At 68.2% G+C, this 16,916-nt stretch carries 16 protein-coding genes and 1 pseudogene; 13 read left to right on the forward strand and 4 right to left on the reverse strand.

The window, feature by feature from the left end:
• Positions 1-29: 29 nt before the first annotated feature.
• From GP2_RS05995 to GP2_RS06010, 6 genes are all read left to right on the forward strand, one after another.
• Complete coding sequence (locus tag GP2_RS05995) at positions 30-719, forward strand: vWA domain-containing protein (RefSeq protein WP_006899583.1); 690 nt, start codon at positions 30-32, stop codon at positions 717-719.
• Positions 710-1,726 (forward strand): hypothetical protein, encoded by a 1,017-nt coding sequence (locus GP2_RS20915; protein ID WP_157211655.1) that lies wholly within the window; start codon positions 710-712, stop codon positions 1,724-1,726. Before GP2_RS05995 ends, GP2_RS20915 begins: the two co-directional genes overlap by 10 nt.
• Positions 1,727-1,774: 48 nt before the next feature.
• A complete protein-coding gene (locus GP2_RS20920; protein ID WP_006899585.1) occupies positions 1,775-2,209 on the forward strand; it encodes a hypothetical protein in 435 nt (144 codons plus the stop codon).
• Positions 2,209-2,628 (forward strand): hypothetical protein, encoded by a 420-nt coding sequence (locus GP2_RS20925; RefSeq protein WP_006899586.1) that lies wholly within the window; start codon positions 2,209-2,211, stop codon positions 2,626-2,628. Before GP2_RS20920 ends, GP2_RS20925 begins: the two co-directional genes overlap by 1 nt.
• Before the next feature lie 178 nt (positions 2,629-2,806).
• A complete protein-coding gene (locus GP2_RS06005; protein ID WP_006899587.1) occupies positions 2,807-4,786 on the forward strand; it encodes an ABC transporter ATP-binding protein/permease in 1,980 nt (659 codons plus the stop codon).
• 111 nt (positions 4,787-4,897) lie between these two features.
• The gene (locus GP2_RS06010; protein ID WP_006899588.1) at positions 4,898-6,736 is read left to right on the forward strand and encodes an AMP-dependent synthetase/ligase; all 1,839 of its coding nucleotides are present in this window, start codon (positions 4,898-4,900) and stop codon (positions 6,734-6,736) included.
• A 6-nt stretch (positions 6,737-6,742) separates the two neighbouring features.
• Here GP2_RS06010 and eutC read toward each other — a convergent pair whose 3' ends face one another.
• Both eutC and GP2_RS06020 read right to left on the reverse strand, forming a co-directional pair.
• A complete protein-coding gene (eutC, locus tag GP2_RS06015; RefSeq protein WP_006899589.1) occupies positions 6,743-7,540 on the reverse strand; it encodes an ethanolamine ammonia-lyase subunit EutC in 798 nt (265 codons plus the stop codon).
• 11 nt (positions 7,541-7,551) lie between these two features.
• Entirely contained in the window at positions 7,552-8,961 is a 1,410-nt protein-coding gene (locus tag GP2_RS06020; protein ID WP_006899590.1) for an ethanolamine ammonia-lyase subunit EutB, read from the reverse strand.
• Positions 8,962-9,371: 410 nt separating this feature from the next.
• Here GP2_RS06020 and GP2_RS06025 point away from each other — a divergent pair, with 410 nt between their 5' ends.
• From GP2_RS06025 to GP2_RS06045, 5 genes are all read left to right on the forward strand, one after another.
• Positions 9,372-10,163, forward strand: coding sequence for an enoyl-CoA hydratase-related protein (locus GP2_RS06025; protein ID WP_006899591.1), 792 nt, complete (start codon positions 9,372-9,374; stop codon positions 10,161-10,163).
• Positions 10,164-10,192: 29 nt separating this feature from the next.
• Complete coding sequence (locus GP2_RS06030; protein ID WP_006899592.1) at positions 10,193-10,942, forward strand: SDR family NAD(P)-dependent oxidoreductase; 750 nt, start codon at positions 10,193-10,195, stop codon at positions 10,940-10,942.
• A gap of 41 nt (positions 10,943-10,983) precedes the next feature.
• Complete coding sequence (locus GP2_RS06035) at positions 10,984-12,657, forward strand: class I adenylate-forming enzyme family protein (RefSeq protein WP_006899593.1); 1,674 nt, start codon at positions 10,984-10,986, stop codon at positions 12,655-12,657.
• Positions 12,658-12,674: 17 nt separating this feature from the next.
• Complete coding sequence (locus GP2_RS06040; RefSeq protein WP_006899594.1) at positions 12,675-13,820, forward strand: acyl-CoA dehydrogenase family protein; 1,146 nt, start codon at positions 12,675-12,677, stop codon at positions 13,818-13,820.
• 98 nt (positions 13,821-13,918) lie between these two features.
• Positions 13,919-14,593, forward strand: a complete 675-nt coding sequence (locus GP2_RS06045) for a TetR/AcrR family transcriptional regulator (protein ID WP_006899595.1) — start codon at positions 13,919-13,921, stop codon at positions 14,591-14,593.
• On the opposite strand, the gene GP2_RS06050 is transcribed toward GP2_RS06045, so the two are convergent.
• A complete protein-coding gene (locus GP2_RS06050; RefSeq protein ID WP_083900199.1) occupies positions 14,567-15,205 on the reverse strand; it encodes a TetR/AcrR family transcriptional regulator in 639 nt (212 codons plus the stop codon). The two genes, GP2_RS06045 and GP2_RS06050, sit on opposite strands and share 27 nt — an antisense overlap.
• Before the next feature lie 61 nt (positions 15,206-15,266).
• On the opposite strand from GP2_RS06050, the pseudogene GP2_RS06055 reads away from it, so the two are divergent.
• Positions 15,267-16,141, forward strand: a pseudogene (locus tag GP2_RS06055) (alpha/beta fold hydrolase).
• Here the strand turns inward: GP2_RS06055 and GP2_RS06060 are convergent.
• A complete protein-coding gene (locus GP2_RS06060; protein WP_006899599.1) occupies positions 16,142-16,357 on the reverse strand; it encodes a dodecin in 216 nt (71 codons plus the stop codon).
• Positions 16,358-16,463: 106 nt separating this feature from the next.
• Here GP2_RS06060 and GP2_RS06065 point away from each other — a divergent pair, with 106 nt between their 5' ends.
• Positions 16,464-16,871, forward strand: a complete 408-nt coding sequence (locus GP2_RS06065) for a YchJ family protein (protein WP_006899600.1) — start codon at positions 16,464-16,466, stop codon at positions 16,869-16,871.
• Positions 16,872-16,916 lie beyond the last annotated feature (45 nt).

Consider the following 16,916-nt stretch of genomic DNA (forward strand, 5'->3'; position numbering starts at 1 on the left):
TCGATTTCGACTGTCGCCGGGGACTTTTCGTGATTTTCCGGGTCCGGATCGCTCTCGTCTCGCTCTGTGCTGCGGCTGCTGTGGTCGCCGGTTGCAGCTCGGAAGGGAACCCGCAGCCCGCCGAGGAATCATCCGCCGCGGCGGTTCCGGTGCCCGAGGTGGTCGCACCCACCGCGTTGATCCTCGACGCCTCGGACTCGATGGCGACCGAGGACGCGCCCGGACCGCGGATCGACGCCGCCCGCACCGCGGTGCGCGAGCTCGTCGCCGCCCTTCCGTCGGACACGCGCCTGGCGGTTCTGGCGTACGGCACCGGAACGTCGAACCGGCCGTCCGATCACGCCGCCGGCTGCCGGGACGTCACGACGCTCATACCGTTCGGTCCGATGAACCGGGACCGCGTGCGCAACGCGGTCGACGGACTGACCCCGCGGGGATTCACCCCGATCGCCGAATCGCTCCGCCAGGCTGCGACGACCCTGCCGACCGACGGCGATGTCGCGATCGTGCTCGTCTCCGACGGCGAGGACACGTGCGGCGAACCGCCGTGTCCGGTCGCCGAACAGCTCAAGCGCGACAACCCGCGACTGCGTATCTCGACGCTGGGCTTCAAGACCGCGGGGCCGCGTCGGAGGATCTGGAATGCATCGCCGCGGCGACCGACGGGGTGTTCATCACGGCGTCGAACGCGGCGCAGTCGCGTTCCCGGTTGCTGGTGACGCAGAACGCCGACGCCGGACGCGCCGCACTCAACGACGACACCTTCCAGGGCGTCACCCTCGGTGACACGCTCGTCGAGATCCGTGCGGCCAATCCGGATTTCCCGGCGGGTGGCCGGCGGCAGGGCGAGACGACGATCATCGTCTGGCGCGACTGCGAATGGGTCTTCGGCTCCGGCGGCGAACTCGTCGAGATCCGTCCCGGCACAGGAGTGCGCACCCTGGACGGGCTGGGCGTCGGGAGCACCGTCCGACAGTTCGACGAGCTGTACGGTCCGCCCGTGGAGGACGACAAGTCCGGGCCGCGTGTCCTCCTGTACGCCCCGGACCCCGAGTCCACGACCGGCTACCGCGTGGAAGCCGACGGGACCGGCGACGATGCGCGCATCACGCGTATCACGGTGTGCCGGTGCGCTCCCGGGAAGTCCTCGACCGGCGGGGGACCCGAACGAACCGTGCTGACCCCGGTCACCTCGTCGGGGCAGACCACGGCCGGCTGGCTCAAGGACACCACGGCCCTTGGCGCACACGCCCTGATCGATGCCCGACGAGCCCGAGCACCAGTAGAGACCGTCGTCGACGACGCCGGGCACAGGAGTCGTGTCGCACGCGTAGTAGCCGCCGGCCCCGGCAGCGGAGATTTCGTCCTGTGCGTCACCGATCCGTTCGAGAAGGTCGTCACGGTGTCGGCCCCGACGAAGCCGTTGCCGGCGGCACCCCGCAAGGCGGCCGACCCGATCCCGTTCGGGCTGGTGTTGGAGGACGGGACGAAGTGCGTGTACGCGGCGATCCGCGGAATGTCGCCGCCCAACAGCACGGCGCCGGACGCGCAGGTGCGGTACTCGTGCGGCGGAGAGGGCAGTGACGCGCTCTACACGTGGGCAGCGCCGAGCGCGTTCCCGATCGAGCGGGGTTCTCGTTGGACCGTGCGGGTGGGTCCCTTCGGGAACACGCCGCTGGCCGAGAAGGCCGTGACCGAGGTCGTCTTCATCGGACTCGGCAATTGACGTCGGACACTCGGCAGTCGACGTCGTCGGACAAGGAAGGACATCCAGATGAACACAGGGGTCGGGGTGCGCGCGCTTCTCGCGGCGTCGGCGGCGGGCCTGGGGCTCGCCCTGATGACGGGTTGCACCGAGTCGGGGTCGGCGGCCCCGGAGTCGACCGGGACCGCATCGGCGGCCCTGGAGTCGACCGGGACCGCATCGGCGGCCCTGGAGTCGACCGGGAACGCGTCTGCGGCCCCGAGCGGATCGCCGACCGTCGCGGCACCGATCGACCCCTGTGCGTCGGCGGCCGGGACCTGCGTCCACGTGGCCGATGTCGATGTCGACGGAGACGGGACCCCCGACCAGGTCGGCGTCGCGGTGGGAGACGGGACCGTCACGACGATCGTCGGGATCAACGGCACCCGTACCAGATCACGCGCAGCGTCTCGGCGGGCAACGCCTACACCGATCCGAACGAGGTCTACCGCGGAGCCTTCCTGATGTCGCGGGCACAGGGAGCCGACCTCGTGCTGCACCTCGTGCCCGGTCAGGGCAATGCCGAGCAGTTCGCCGTCATCAGTTGGGACGGCTCCGAACTGGTCGCGCTGCCGCAGCCCCCGTCCGCCGACCGCACCGGCGCGCAGGAGCCCGGTGTCTGGTACCTCGGCTCGTCGCACGGCCGCCAGGACTCCGTCGCCTGCCGCACGCCGGGGGAGATCGCGATGGTGCGCCTCACGGCCGCCACATCCGAGGGCGTCCCCGTGCCCGGCGGAGGGCGTCGGGAGGAGAACTTCTTCACCTTCTCCGGCGATTCCTGGCAGCCGGCCGGCTCGGACAACCAGGCGGACACGAGCTTCAGCTACAGCTGGAACGCCCATGAGAACGCCTTCCGGTGTGACGACCAGGGGACGAGGCCCTGATCGCCTCCTCGCACGATCACGGTTGCCCGGACATCGGGTGTGGCGCGGGTTAGACTGCGCCGGATCAGTGTTGGGCCCGGACCCGTTGTGTCGACGCGACGTTCGACGCCGACGCGTGCCTCCGGGTCGCGCCGCGAACCGGTCGCCCGGTCGTGACGCACGACGGTAGGGAGCGTGGGTGGACTACAGCAGAGACTGGAACAACGAGATCTGGGAGAGCCTGAAATGGCTCGGCATCGCCTCCGCCATCGCGATCGCGGCGATCCTGGTGATCGGCTTCCTGCTCGCCCGGTTCAGCCGCTGGGGACGGCCGCTGTGGCGGATCATCGGCGGCTACTTCACCGAACCCGCCACCCGGGTCCGGGCCTGGATGTACTTCGTCCTGCTCACCGTGCTCGCGCTGGCCGGCGTCCGCGTGATCGTCCTGTTCTCCTATTTCAGCCGAGACCTGTTCAACGCCTTGCAGATCGCCGCCGAATCGTTCGCCCAGCCCGGGCCCGAGGGTGAGCAGCTGCTCCAGCAGGGCAAGGACATGTTCTGGTACTCGATGGCGGTGTTCGCCGTCCTGGCCACCATCCACGTGGTGCGGACGATGGTGGAGATCTACGTGGGCGCCGCCTTCGAGATCAGCCTGCGCAAGTGGATGACCGCCGGTGCCGCCGCGGACTGGATGGAAGGTCGCGCGTTCTACCGCAACCGTTTCGTCGACCTCGGCGGTGTGTTGTCGCGCAGTGTCCTGCCGTTCCGCCGGCGGACCAAGACGTCGAACAAGGTCACCGACATCCATCCCGGAGTGGACAACCCCGACCAGCGCATCCAGGCCGACATCACCAACGTCGCCTCGGTCGGTTCGGGACTGCTCTGGGGCGGCGGCGGGTCGTCGACCAACGGCGTGCTCACCGCACTGGCCTCGATCGTGTCGTTCACCCAGATCCTGTGGGAGCTCTCGGGCCCGGTGACGCTGTTCGGCGTCGAGATCCCGCGGATGATGATGTGGCTGGTCCTGACCTACGTCCTGGTGACCTCGGTGATCGCCTTCCTGGTCGGCCGTCCGCTCATCCGACTCAACTTCTGGCAGGAACGCCTCACCGCGAACTTCCGCTACGCACTGGTCCGCGTGCGCGACGGCGCCGAGAACATCGCCTTCTACCGGGGCGAGAAGGTCGAGCACCAGGGCTTGATGGCACGCTTCGCCGAGGTCATCAAGAACTATTGGCAGATCGTCTACGTCCGGATCGTCTTCGTCGGCTGGAATTTCATCGTCAGCCAAACCGCCGTGGTGTTCCCGTACCTGGTCCAGGCGCCACGATTCTTCGAAGGCCAGATCAAGCTAGGCGACATGCAGCAGACGGCGTCGGCATTCGGCGAGATGCACGACGCGCTGTCGTTCTTCCGCCAGAACTACGACACGTTCACCGGATTGCGCGCCTCGATCATCCGCCTCGACGGCCTCGCCGACGCCGACACCAAGTCGCGGACCATGCCCGAGATCTCGGCCGTCGACCGAGACCGCGCGGTGCGGCTGGCCGACATCGACGTCAAGACCCCGAACGGCGACGAACTGATCCACGCTCTCGACCTCTCGCTCGATCCGGGGGATGCCCTGGTCATCAAGGGACGGTCCGGGGCGGGCAAGACGACGCTGTTGCGCGGCCTGGCCGGGCTGTGGCCCTACATCGACGGCGAGTTCGCGCGTCCGGCGGGCAACAAGACGCTGTTCCTGTCGCAGATGCCCTACATCCCGCTCGGTGACCTGCGGACCGCCGTCGCCTACCCGGCGCTGCCCGACGAGGTCGGTGACGACGCGATCCGCGAGGCCCTGCAGAAGGTGTTCCTACCGCACCTCGTCGACCGTCTCTATGACGAGGAGGACTGGTCCAAGGTGCTGTCGCCGGGTGAGCAGCAGCGCGTCGCGTTCGCCCGCGTCCTGCTCACCAGGCCGGAGGCGGTGTTCATGGACGAGGCCACCTCGGCGGTCGACGAGGGACTCGAATACGCGCTGTACCAGCTGATCCGGACCGAGCTGCCGGACACGATCATCGTGTCTGTCAGCCACCGCAGTACCACGGACCAACACCACACCCAGGTGCTCGAGCTGACCGGTGGCGGGAAGTGGACCGTGTCGCCGGTCGGTGCGACTCCGTCGCTCGACAAATAGTTGTGACCTGCAATTTTGCGTTCGGGTGACGTTTGATGTGATCCGACCGTCTCGGCCCCCTCGACTCGCTATTGTGGCGCACACCACATCCACTTCGTGAGTCGAGGGGCCATGACCGCAACGGACCTGATCACCTTTCCCCACGAGACCGGGGTCGACGTCGCGACCCTTCCCGCCGCGTTCCAGCAGACGATCACTGTGCGACCCGACGCGGTGGCGATCCGTACCGTCGCCGGCACGCGGCAGATCACCTGGTCGGAGTACGGGACCCGGGTCGAGGCGATCGCCGGTGGTCTTGCCGCGCTGGGGATCTCGCGCGGCGACACGATCGGCATCATGCTCACCAACCGGCCGGAGTTCCACCTCGTCGACACCGCCGCGCTCCACCTCGGGGCGATCCCGTTCTCGATCTACAACACCAGTTCGCCGGACCAGGTCGAGTACCTGTTCGGCAACGCCGGGAACAAGGTCGTCATCACCGAGCAGGCGTTCCTCCCGGTGATCACCTCCGCGGCCTCCGGCATCGAGAAGATCATCCTGGTCGACGGTGACACCGACGCCACGCTCTCCCTCGAGGAGGTCGAGCGACTCGCTTCGCCCGCGGGGTTCGACTTCGCAGCGTCATGGCAGGCGGTCGAGCCCGACGATCTCGCGACGCTCATCTACACCTCCGGGACCACCGGCCCGCCGAAGGGCGTCGAGATCACCCACCGCAACATCATCGCCGAGCTCGCGTCGCTCGCCGACATCGTCGACGCCGGGTTCGACGACCGGGCGATCTCGTATCTGCCGGCCGCCCACATCGCCGACCGGGTGTCCTCGCACGCGGCGAACATGGTGCGCGGCATCCAGCTCACCACCGTGCCCGACCCGCGGGAGATCGCCGCAGCGCTGCCCGAGGTGCGCCCGACCTTCTTCTTCGGGGTGCCGCGGGTGTGGCAGAAGATCCGGGCCGGCATCGAGGCGAGACTCGGCGAGGAGACCAGCCCCGTCAAGAAGGCCCTCGCGGGGTGGGCCCTCGGGATGGGGACCAAGGCCGCCGACGCCCGACTCGCCGGCCGCGAACTCGGTGTGCTGGACCGCATCGGACACGAACTGGCCGACAGGCTGATCCTGCACAAGGTGCGCGCCGCGCTCGGCCTCGACGAGGTGGACTTCGCCGGGTCGGGTGCTGCGGCGATCCCGCTCGAGGTGCTGAAGTACTTCCTGGGCCTGGGTCTTCCGGTGCTCGAGGTCTGGGGCATGTCGGAGACGACGGGCGTCTCTACGATGACCACCCCGGACGACCTGAAGATCGGCACGGTGGGCAAGCCCATCCGCGGCATCGAGGTCAAGCTCGCCGAGGACGGGGAGCTCCTGGTGCGCGGGCCGGTCGTCATGAACGGCTACCGCAAGCAACCCGACAAGACGGCCGAGACCATCGACCCCGACGGGTGGCTGGCCACCGGCGACATCGCGACCATCGACGCCGACGGGCACGTCACGATCGTCGACCGCAAGAAAGAACTGATCATCAACGAGTCCGGAAAGAACATGTCGCCCACCAACATCGAGAACACGATGAAGGCGGTGTCGTCGCTCATCGCTCAGGTCGTGGCGATCGGCGACGGCGAGCCCTATGTGTCGGCGCTGGTGGTGCTCGATCCCGAGGCCGTCGAGGCCTATGCCAAACGCCTGAACCTGGGGCAGGGTGGCTTCGCCGAATTGTCGTCCCATCCGGCGATCGTCGAGGAGATCACCGGGGCGATCCGGGAGGGCAACACCAGGCTCTCGCGGGTCGAGCAGGTGAAGCGGTTCACCATCGTGCCCACCGCATGGGATCCCGGCGGCGACGAACTGACACCCACGATGAAGTTGCGCCGCAACCCGATCGCGACGAAGTACGCCGCCGAGATCGGCGCGCTGTATGCGCCCGGGCCGAACGCATCTGTGGTCGACCTGCGTTCGTGACCGTTCTCAATCGGAGGTGATCGCACCCCGGTCGTCGACCGTGAGCGAGTCCTGACGCGAGGTGTCCTTCAGGTCGACACCCGAGCGTCCCAGCTTTCGGGCTCCGTCGACGAGCGACGCCGCAACCCGTGCGGCCACCTCGTACTGCAGGCCGTCGGGCGGGTGGATGTTGGAGATGCAGTTGCGGTCGGCGTCGGTGCGGCCGGGTCTGGGCAGGTGCGTGAGATAGATGCCCAGGCTGTCGGCGACCGAGAGCCCCGGTCGTTCCCCGATGATCACCAGCAGAGTGGTCACGCCGAGGGTCTCGCCGATGTGGTCGCCGAGCGCGACCCGCGCCTGGGTGGCGACGACCGGTGGCGCGATGGTGTAGCGGCCGGCGAACGCGTCGAGCAGTGCGCCAAGCAGTCCGTGCGCATGGTCGACGACGGCTCGCGGCGAGAGTCCGTCGGCGATGACGATCCCGATCTCGGCATCGGAGCGAGGAATTCGCGACAGGTCCGCCGGTGTGCGCCCCAGGTCCGGCCGGCGCAGGTACTCGCTTCGCGTCGATGCCCGGCTCGTGACGATCACCGGGTCGTCGAGCCCGAGATCTGCGAGGGTCGCGGCGAACGCCTCTGCGTCGAGGGGGTCGTGCACCGCGTCGCGAGCCGCCGCATGCGCGGCCTGGAATTCGAGGACCCGTCGCGTCGGCAACGAGTTCCCGGCCCGACCCAATCCGATGCGGGCCTGGGTGGTCCGTCGCAGCGGCGCCCACACATCGATGGTCGGATCATGCTCTGCCGGAACGTGTTCCGGGTCGGTCATCGTTCGGTCGCTCATCGTCCGGCCGCCAGGGGTAGCAGGGGAGAGGCCGCCGGGTCGACCGGGAGAATCCGGCCGTCGGCGTCGGCCATGCCGAGTCTTGCCAGCCATTCCTCGAACTCCGGCGCCGGACGCAGGCCGAGCGCCTGGCGCACGTACAGCGCGTCGTGGAACGCGAGACTCTGGTAGCCGAGCATCACGTCGTCGGCGCCCGGGACCGCGATGACGAAGGCCGCGCCCGCGACGCCGAGCAGGGTGAGGAGAGTGTCCATGTCGTCCTGGTCGGCCTCGGCATGATTGGTGTAGCAGACGTCGACGCCCATGGGTAGCCCGAGCAGCTTGCCGCAGAAGTGATCTTCGAGTCCGGCGCGGATGATCTGTTTGCCGTCGTAGAGGTACTCGGGACCGATGAACCCGACGACGGTGTTGACCAGCAGTGGATCGAGTGCACGTGCCACCGCGTATGCCCGCGCCTCGAGGGTCTGCTGGTCGACCGGCTTGCCGTCGGTGCCGAGGTGTGCGCCCGCCGACAATGCCGACCCCTGGCCGGTTTCCAGGTACATGACGTTGTCGCCGACGGTGCCACGCTGCAACGAGCGGCCAGCCTCGTTGGCCTCCTGCAGGATCGACAGCGTCACGCCGAACGCGGCGTTGGCGCCCTCGGTACCGGCGATCGACTGGAAGACGAGATCGACCGGAACACCCTGTCCGATGAGGTCGACGGTCGTCGTGACATGCGACAACACGCACGACTGCATCGGGATCTCGTAGCGCCGGCGGATGTCGTCGAGCATGTGCAGCAGGTCGGCCGTCGTGTGCGGCGAGTCCGACGCCGGGTTGATCCCGATGACCGCGTCGCCGCATCCCATGAGCAGGCCGTCGAGTGTGGCGGCCGCGATCCCGCGCGGATCGTCGGTCGGATGGTTCGGTTGCAGACGCGTGGCGATCCGGCCCGGGAGGCCGATCGTCGTGCGGAAGGCGGAGGTCACCCGGATCGCCGCGGCGACCAGGATCAGGTCCTGGTTGCGCATGATCTTCGATGTCGCGGCGGCCATCTCCGGCGTCACCGCAGGGGAGATGCGGGCGATCCGCTCCGCCGCGTCGGGCCTGGTCGAGGTCTCCAGCAGCCAGTCGCGGAACCCGCCGACGGTCAGGTGTGAGATCTCGGTGAACGCCTGCCGGTCGTGCGTGTCGACGATCAGTCGCGTCACCTCGTCCGACTCGTACGGAACGAGCAGGTCCTCGAGGAACGTCGACAGCGGGACGTCCGCCAACCGCCATGCGGCAGCCGCACGTTCGGCGTCGGATGAGGCGGCGCAGCCCGCGAGTTCGTCGCCCGACCGTCGCGGTGTGGCCTTTGCCATGAGTTCGACGAGGCCGTCGAACTCATACGTCGTCCCGGAGATCGTCTGCGTGTACCTCATCGAAGGTCCTCACGGCTTGTCATGGTGTCCCGAAGTCTAGGTTCGGCACCTTCGGGTCGCATGACGAACGACCGACCTCACATGCGTGTCCGCTCCTGCTCCGAACCCTGCGCCGAACCCTCTTCAGAACCTTCCGGGGAGTGACCCTTGACACATCGGAGGCGATGAATGTACGTTCACTCATACCGAACGAGTTATTCACAACGCCCTGCTCCGGGCGCTGCGACCGCGATTCACCTGCGGGTATGTCGTCCGTTCAGCATCATGCGCCGGGTGTGTTCACGGCCGAGTCGGTCGGCGCACCGCGTCTGGCATCGCACGGCACGGCACTCGGCATGCCCGATCCACCCAGTCCCGATCCACCCAGACCCGATCCACCCAGACCCGATCCACCCAGAGGAGTGAGCAGGATGGACTACGAAGACGTCGACTACACCGTCGAGGGCCACACCGCGATCATCACGATGAACCGACCTCACCGGTACAACGCCTTTCGGGCCAAGACCGTGGAGGAGATGATCCACGCGTTCCGTCGTGCCTGGGCCGACAACGGGGTACAGGCCGTCATCCTCACCGGGGCCGGCGACAAGGCGTTCTGCACCGGCGGTGACGTGAAGCAGCGTGCCGAGACCGGCGACTACGGTCCGAGCGAGAGCGGCATGTTCGAGATCGGCAACCTGCACAAGACGATCCGCGACATCCCCAAGCCGGTCATCGCCGCCGTCAACGGCCTCGCCATCGGCGGCGGACACGTCCTGCACGTCCTGTGTGACCTCACCATCGCCGCCGACACGGCACGTTTCGGCCAGTCCGGTCCCAAGGTCGGCTCTTTCGACGCCGGGTTCGGCTCGGCCTACCTCGCCCGCGTGGTCGGGGAGAAGCGAGCCCGCGAGATCTGGTTCCTGTGCCGCCAGTACGATGCCGCGACCGCCGAACGGTGGGGTCTGGTCAACTGGGTCGTCCCCGCCGCCGACCTCCTCGACGAGGCCAAGAAGGTGGCCGCCGAGATCGCCGAGAAGTCGCCCACCGCGCTGCGTTTCCTCAAGCAGAGCTTCAATGCCGACACCGACCACCAGGCGGGACTGTCCAACCTGGCGATGAGCGCGCTCGACCTGTTCACCCATTCCCCCGAGGGCCTCGAGGGTGCCAACGCCTTCGCCGAGAAGCGCGCCCCGCAGTTCAACCAGTACGTCGGCGCCTGAGCGCCCCGGAACCCGCTGAGGAAAAACCCATGACCGACAAGCACATCGCCGTCGTGACCGGCGCCGGTTCCGGTATCGGCAAGGCCATCGCCCTCGGCTTCGCCACGCAGGGCACCACCGTCGTCGCCGCCGACCTCGACCTCGATGCCGCCAAGCGCACCGCGGAACAGTCCCCGTCGATCATCCCGATGGCCGTCGACGTCGCCGATCGCGCCACGGTCGACGAGCTGCGCGACGCCGTCGGCGCCGAGGTCGGGGTCCCGGACATCCTCGTCAACGCCGCCGGTTGGGATCGCACCGACCGGTTCCTCGACGCCACAGCCGAATTCGCCGAGAAGGTCGTCGCGATCAACTACCTCGGACCGGTGCACATGGCCAGTGCATTCCTGCCGGGCATGGTGGAGGCGTCGAAGAACGACGACTGGCAGGGTGGTCGCGTCATCAACCTCGCCTCCGACGCAGGTCGCGTCGGCTCGGCCGGCGAGACCATCTACGCCGGCGCCAAGGGCGGCGTCATCGCGCTCTCCAAGTCGCTGGCCCGTGAGATGGCGCGCCATCGGATCACGGTAAACGCCGTCTGCCCGGGACCCACCGACACACCCCTGTTCCAGGCCCAGCCCGACAAGCTGAAAGAGGCTCTCGTCAAAGCGATCCCGTTCCGGCGCCTCGCCACACCAGAAGAGGTCGCCGCCCCCGTGCTGTTCTTCGCCTCGCCCGCGGCGTCGTTCATCACCGGTCAGGTGCTCAGCGTCAGCGGCGGACTCACCATGGCCGGGTGACCGGCCCCATCCCGGTAACTCTCGAACCTCAGGGAACTCACATGACCCACGCATACGACGCCCACGCGTACCGCAGATTCTTCGAGCACGAGTTCACCTATCTCAACGGCTTCCGGCGTAACGTCACCCGCTACGCCGGCGTCGTCGCGATGATCGACCCGACCACCGACCGGCAGTGGACCTATGCCGCGCTCGGCCGTGACGTCGACGCCCTCGCCGCAGGTCTCGCCGCCCGCGGCGTCAGCCCGGGCGACGTCGTCGCCTACCAGCTGATGAACGGGCCGGAGTTCGCCCGGCTCTACCTCGCCACCCAGGCCGCCGGAGCGGTCGGATCGCCGATGAACTTCCGGCTCGCGGCGGGGGAGAGCGCCGTCATCCTCAACATCAGCACGCCGAAGGTCTACATCTACGACACCGCCTTCACCCCGATGGTCACCGAGGCGGTTCGCCTCGCCGGTCACACGCCGGAACTGCTGGTGGGCGTGGGTGACGGCGACCTCGCCCAGGGCGACGGCGCGGCCTCGATCCGCTTTGCCGACCTGCCCGTCGCGGACGGGAACCCGCCGGAGGTCACGAGGACGATCTTCGACGAGACCACCCGGCTGTACACCTCGGGCACCACCGGCATGCCGAAGGCGGTGCCCATGAACTCGGCCATCGAGATCTTCTCGGCGCACGACGTGATCATGCACTTCCCGCTGGCCCCGGACGACCGCACCCTCAACATGACCCCGTGGTTCCACCGCGGCGGTCTCTACTGCGCGGGCCCGAATCCGTCCTTCTACCTGGGATCGTCGGTGGTCCCGATGCGGACCTTCGATCCCGCGCTCACCCTGGACTGGGTCGAGAAGTACCGGCTCACCTTCCTCATCGGGGCCCCGACCAACCTCGCGATGCTGGCCGCCGCTCAGTCGGCGAATCCGCGGGACCTGTCGAGCCTGCGCGGCATCGTCACCATGGGCGCCCCGCTCGAACGCGAAGCGGCGCTGCGGTATCAGGAGGTGCTCACTCCCCGCATCTACAACGGGTACGGCAGCACCGAGGGGTTCTGGAACACCTTTCTGCGGCCCGGCGACCTGCCCGACCACGCCGGAACCGCCGGACGTGCCTGTATCGACGACGAGGTGCGCGTGGTCCGCGTGCACGAGGACGGCCGGCTCGCCGATCCCGACGACGTCGTGGCCCGTGACGGCGAGGAGGTCGGTGAGGTCATCATCCGCTCGCCGAAATGCGCTGCCGCCTATCATGACTCGCCACAGCAGGAGAAGGCGATGTACAGCGGCAGCTGGTTGTACATCGGGGACCTCGCGACCTGGGACGCCGACGAGTACGTCACGATCGTCGGACGCAAGGACGACATGCTGATCTCCGGCGGCGAGAACGTCCATCCCGTCCAGGTGGAGGAGGCGCTGAACGGTCATCCGGCCGTGGCCGATTCGCTGGTCGTAGGGATTCCCGACGATCGATGGGGAAGCCTCGTGGTCGCCTACATCGTCCCGGACGGCGAGCCGCCGACAGCCGAGGACCTCGATGCGTACTGCCGCGCCCACCCGATGCTGTCGACGTTCAAACGCCCACGCGCGTACCGCATCGTCGATTCGCTGCCCGTGTCGGCGACCGGAAAGAAGCTGCACTACAAGGCGACCGAAGCCGCGGCGCGGGAGATGGCCGAAGGGGCCTTCCGGGTTCCGGCAACCACCCACGTCGGCCCCTGAGGCAGAAGGGAACCCCCATGTCCTCGCTCACCCACGACCTCGAGCACAAGCAGTTCCGCGATACCGTACGGCGGTTCGTCGCCGAACAGATCACGCCCACGCACACCGACTGGGAGGCCGCAGGCCAGTGGGACCGTGCACTGTTCGTCGAGGCGGGCAAGAACGGCCTGCTCGGCTTCGAGGTGCCCGAGGAGTTCGGCGGTCCCGGGGTCGACGATTTCCGCTACAACGCCATCGTCATCGACGAGGTCGCGCGGACCGGCGCCGCCGCCGAGGCGATCGCCTTCTCGCTGCAGAACGACGTGGTGCTGCCGTACCTCACCGACCTGACCACCGACGAGCAGAGATCTCGCTGGCTGCCGGGCGTGGTCACCGGCGACACCGTGCTCGGCATCGCGATGACCGAACCCGGCGCCGGCAGCGACCTCACCGGTATTCGTACCTCGGCCGTCCGCGACGGCGACCACTACGTCATCAACGGCTCGAAGACGTTCATCTCCAACGGGCGCAACGGCGACCTGTTCGTCGTCGCCACCCGCACCGGGCCCGACAGGCACAAGGGGCTCACGCTGTTCGTCGTCGATGCCGACACACCCGGGTTCGTCCGCGGCCGCAAACTCGACAAGATCGGCCTGCATGCGCAGGACACGAGCGAGCTGGGCTTCGAGGAGATGCGAGTGCCGGTGGCCAACCGGCTCGGCGAGGAGGGGGAGGGGTTCTACCAGCTGGTGCGCAACCTCCCGCAGGAGAGGCTGTCCCTGGCGATCGGTGCGGTCGCCGCGGCGGAGGGGACATTCGCGCGGACCCTCGACCACATCCGCGAGCGCACCGCCTTCGGCTCGGCGATCTCATCGTTCCAGAACACCCAGTTCATCGCCGCCGAGCTCGCCACCGAACTCGACGTCGCCCGCACCTTCCTCGACGACTGCATCGCCGCTCACGTCGCGGGCGAGCTCACCCCGGCGCGCGCCGCGAAACTGAAGTGGTGGGCCACCGAACTGCAGGTTCGCACCGCCGACCGGTGTCTTCAGCTGCACGGCGGGTACGGCTACATGCGCGAGTTCCCGGTGGCCCGGGCGTTCGTCGACGCCCGGATCCAGACGATCTACGGCGGCACCACCGAGATCATGAAGACGATCATCGCCAAGGATCTTGGTATATAGATGACCGGCTGCGGCTTGTACTGTGTGTGAACAGCGATTCACCCGCGGATGGCCGCACGGCCAGGGTTCGGCGGGTCCGGTGACGAAAGGGGACGGCGATGGCGAAACCGGCCACGGCGCGGTCCGATGCCGACCTCGCCGTCGAGGAGGCGGTGCGCGCCGCGCGCGTCTCCACGCGACGTCGTCAGCTCCTCGATGCCGCGGTGAAGGTCATGGAGCGCACCGGTTTTCATCAGATGTCGATGCAGGCGCTCGCCGAGGAGGCGCAGGTCAGCGTCGGTCTGTTCTACAAGTATTTCGGCGGCAAGGAGGAGATCCTGCTCGCCGCCATCGTGGACATTCTCGAGGCCTTCCGCGACCAGCTGCAGCCGGCCATGGACCGGGCCGGCGACGACCCCGTCGAACGGTTGATCGCCGGCTTCCGCCAGTACGCGACGATCGTCGACGAGAATCGCGACGCGGTGGTCCTGACCTACCGGGAGAGCCGAACCCTCGACGCCGCCGGGCGGGACCGGATCAAGGAACTCGAGGTAGAGACCTCGGCGCCGATGCGCGAGGCGGTGGCCGCGGGTGTGGAGGCCGGACTGATGGTCGAGGTCGATGCCGACCTCGTCGTGTTCGACCTGATGATGCTGGCGCACGGATGGGCGCTCAAGCACTGGCATTTCGCGCCGGAATATGACCTGGACCGCTACGTGTCGGCGCAGTTGCGGTTCGCGCTGCAGTCGCTGGTCGTGCCCGATGCGCTACCCCGGTACCTGGCGCTTCTCTGACGGATTCGTCGTCGAGTCCTCGGAACCGGTGACCGAGGTGTTCGCCAGCGACCGCGCGTAGGCGCCCATCGCCCGGCCCGCGGCCAGGATCGGCTCCGGCGAACGCGTCGTCCGGGCCAGGACGAACGCGCCCTCGAGGGCGGAGACGAGTGCGAACGTCAGTGACCTGGCGTCGGACTCGTCGATTCCTCGCTCGACGAAGAGTGCCGTTCCGGCATCGATCCACGACGTCATCACCTCGTCGGCAACCTCGCGCAGTGCGGGCTCGGCGTCGGCGATCTCCCCGGCGACCGTGGACACCGGGCACATGTTGAGCCACCCGCCCTCCTCGATCGTCTCCGCGGCCGTGGCGAAGGCCGACTCGACCCCTGCCGCCGGGTCATCGAACGGCGCGAGCAGCATCGTGACGAGCTCGGCGTAGGCCTGGCCGGACTGTCGCAGGGCGGCCGCCGCGACGTCGCGCTTCCCGCCGGGGAAGTGGTGATAGATCGAACCGACCGGCGCTCGGCCGGCCTCGACGATCTGCTTCATCCCGGTCGCGGCGTAGCCCTGGCGCCGCAGCAGCTCGATCATGCCGACCACGATGCGTTCCTCGGTCTTCACCCTGGTCATTCTAGAGCAGTTGTTCTAGAGTGAATGTTCTAGAGCAGTCGTTCCAGTAGGGGAGGGCGCCATGGTCGACAAGACGAAGCCCAGCCGTGTCGAGGTCCCGGCCGGCGCTCTCGAATACGTCGACGAGGGTTCCGGTCCGCCGGTCGTCCTGCTCCACGGCCTGCTCATGGACCACACCGTGTGGGACGACGTCATCCCGTTGCTGCCGAAGGGCTTTCACTATATCCGTCCGGTGTGCCGCTCGGGTCGCACCGCATCCCGATGCGCGAGAGCGCCGATCTGACGCTGGACGGCATGGCCGGACTGGTCGCGGACCTCCTCGACGTCCTCGACCTCGACGACGTGACTCTCGTCCACTCCGACTGGGGTGGCGGGCTGTTCCTCACCGCGCTCGGCCGGGGCCCGCGGGTGGCCCGACTGGTCATCCTGCCGTGTGAGGCGTTCGAGAACTTCCCGCCCGGCCTGCCCGGGAAGATGGCGACCCTCGCCGTGAGGATTCCCGGCGGTGTCTCGCTCGCGGCGCGCCAGTTGCGGATCGCCCGGTTACGGAGACTGCCGATGCTGTGGGGGTGGATGGTGACGCGCCCCGGTGATCCGCGCCTGGATCGGCGGATGCGCGCGTGGACCGAACCGGTGCTCGCCGACGCACGTATCCGGCGTGACCTCGTCAAGTACGCGAAGTCGGTGCTGGACGACGCCGATCTCATCCGGAAGACCGAGGCGCTCAGGGGTTTCGAGGGTGACGCGCTGGTGCTGTGGTCACCCGACAACCGGGTCATGCCGCCCGAACACGGACCCCGGCTCGCCGGGCTCCTGCCGCATGGTCGCTACGTGGGTATCCGTGGGGCCGCGGTGCTGTCCATGCTCGACGACCCGGAAGCGGTGGCGCGCGAGATCGGCGGGTTCCTCACCGGGTCTGCGGCACGCCGGAAGTGATCAGGACGGCGATTCGATCTTGAAGCCCACCTTCAGCGTTACCTGGAAGTGGGCGATCTGGCCGTCCTCGATGTGGCCGCGGGTCTCGGTGACCTCGAACCAGTCGAGGTGGTTGACCGTCTGCGAAGCACGCGCGATCGCGTTGCGGATCGCGTCGTCGGTGCCGGACGTCGACGATCCGACCACCTCGATGACCCGATAGACGTTGTCGGACAAGGTTTCTCCCTTCGTCGCATCGGTGCGGACCCGGCCCGTCGGCGATGCGGTCGACGGGGCCGGGCCGTGGATGACCTCGTCTCTGTCTACCCCTAAGATGCGGTGGATGAACCTCGAATCGGCAAACCGCGACCCTGACGCGAGATGTCCGTGCCTGTCCGGCCTGCAGTTCGGTGAGTGCTGCGGCCCGGTCCTCGACGGCACTCGCCCCACCCCGACCGCGGAGGCGTTGATGCGCTCACGGTTCACCGCGTTCGCGGTCGGGGACCGTGACCATGTACTGCGCAGCTGGCACCCTCGCACCCGTCCCGCCGATCTGGCACTCGACGACGAGATGCGCTGGTACCGCCTCGATGTGGAGTCGACCAGCGGCGGCACGCCGTTCGACACCGACGGCGAGGTCACCTTCACCGCCCACTACCGCATCGGATCGGAGAAGGGTTCGCTGCACGAGCGCAGCCGGTTCACCAAGTACCGCGGACAATGGGTCTACGTGGACGGTGTCATCGCCTGAGGTCATCGCCTGAGGTCAGCCCCGAGCTGCCGCACCGTACCCGGC

Source organism: Gordonia paraffinivorans NBRC 108238 (assembly GCF_000344155.1).
GTDB lineage: Bacteria > Actinomycetota > Actinomycetes > Mycobacteriales > Mycobacteriaceae > Gordonia > Gordonia paraffinivorans.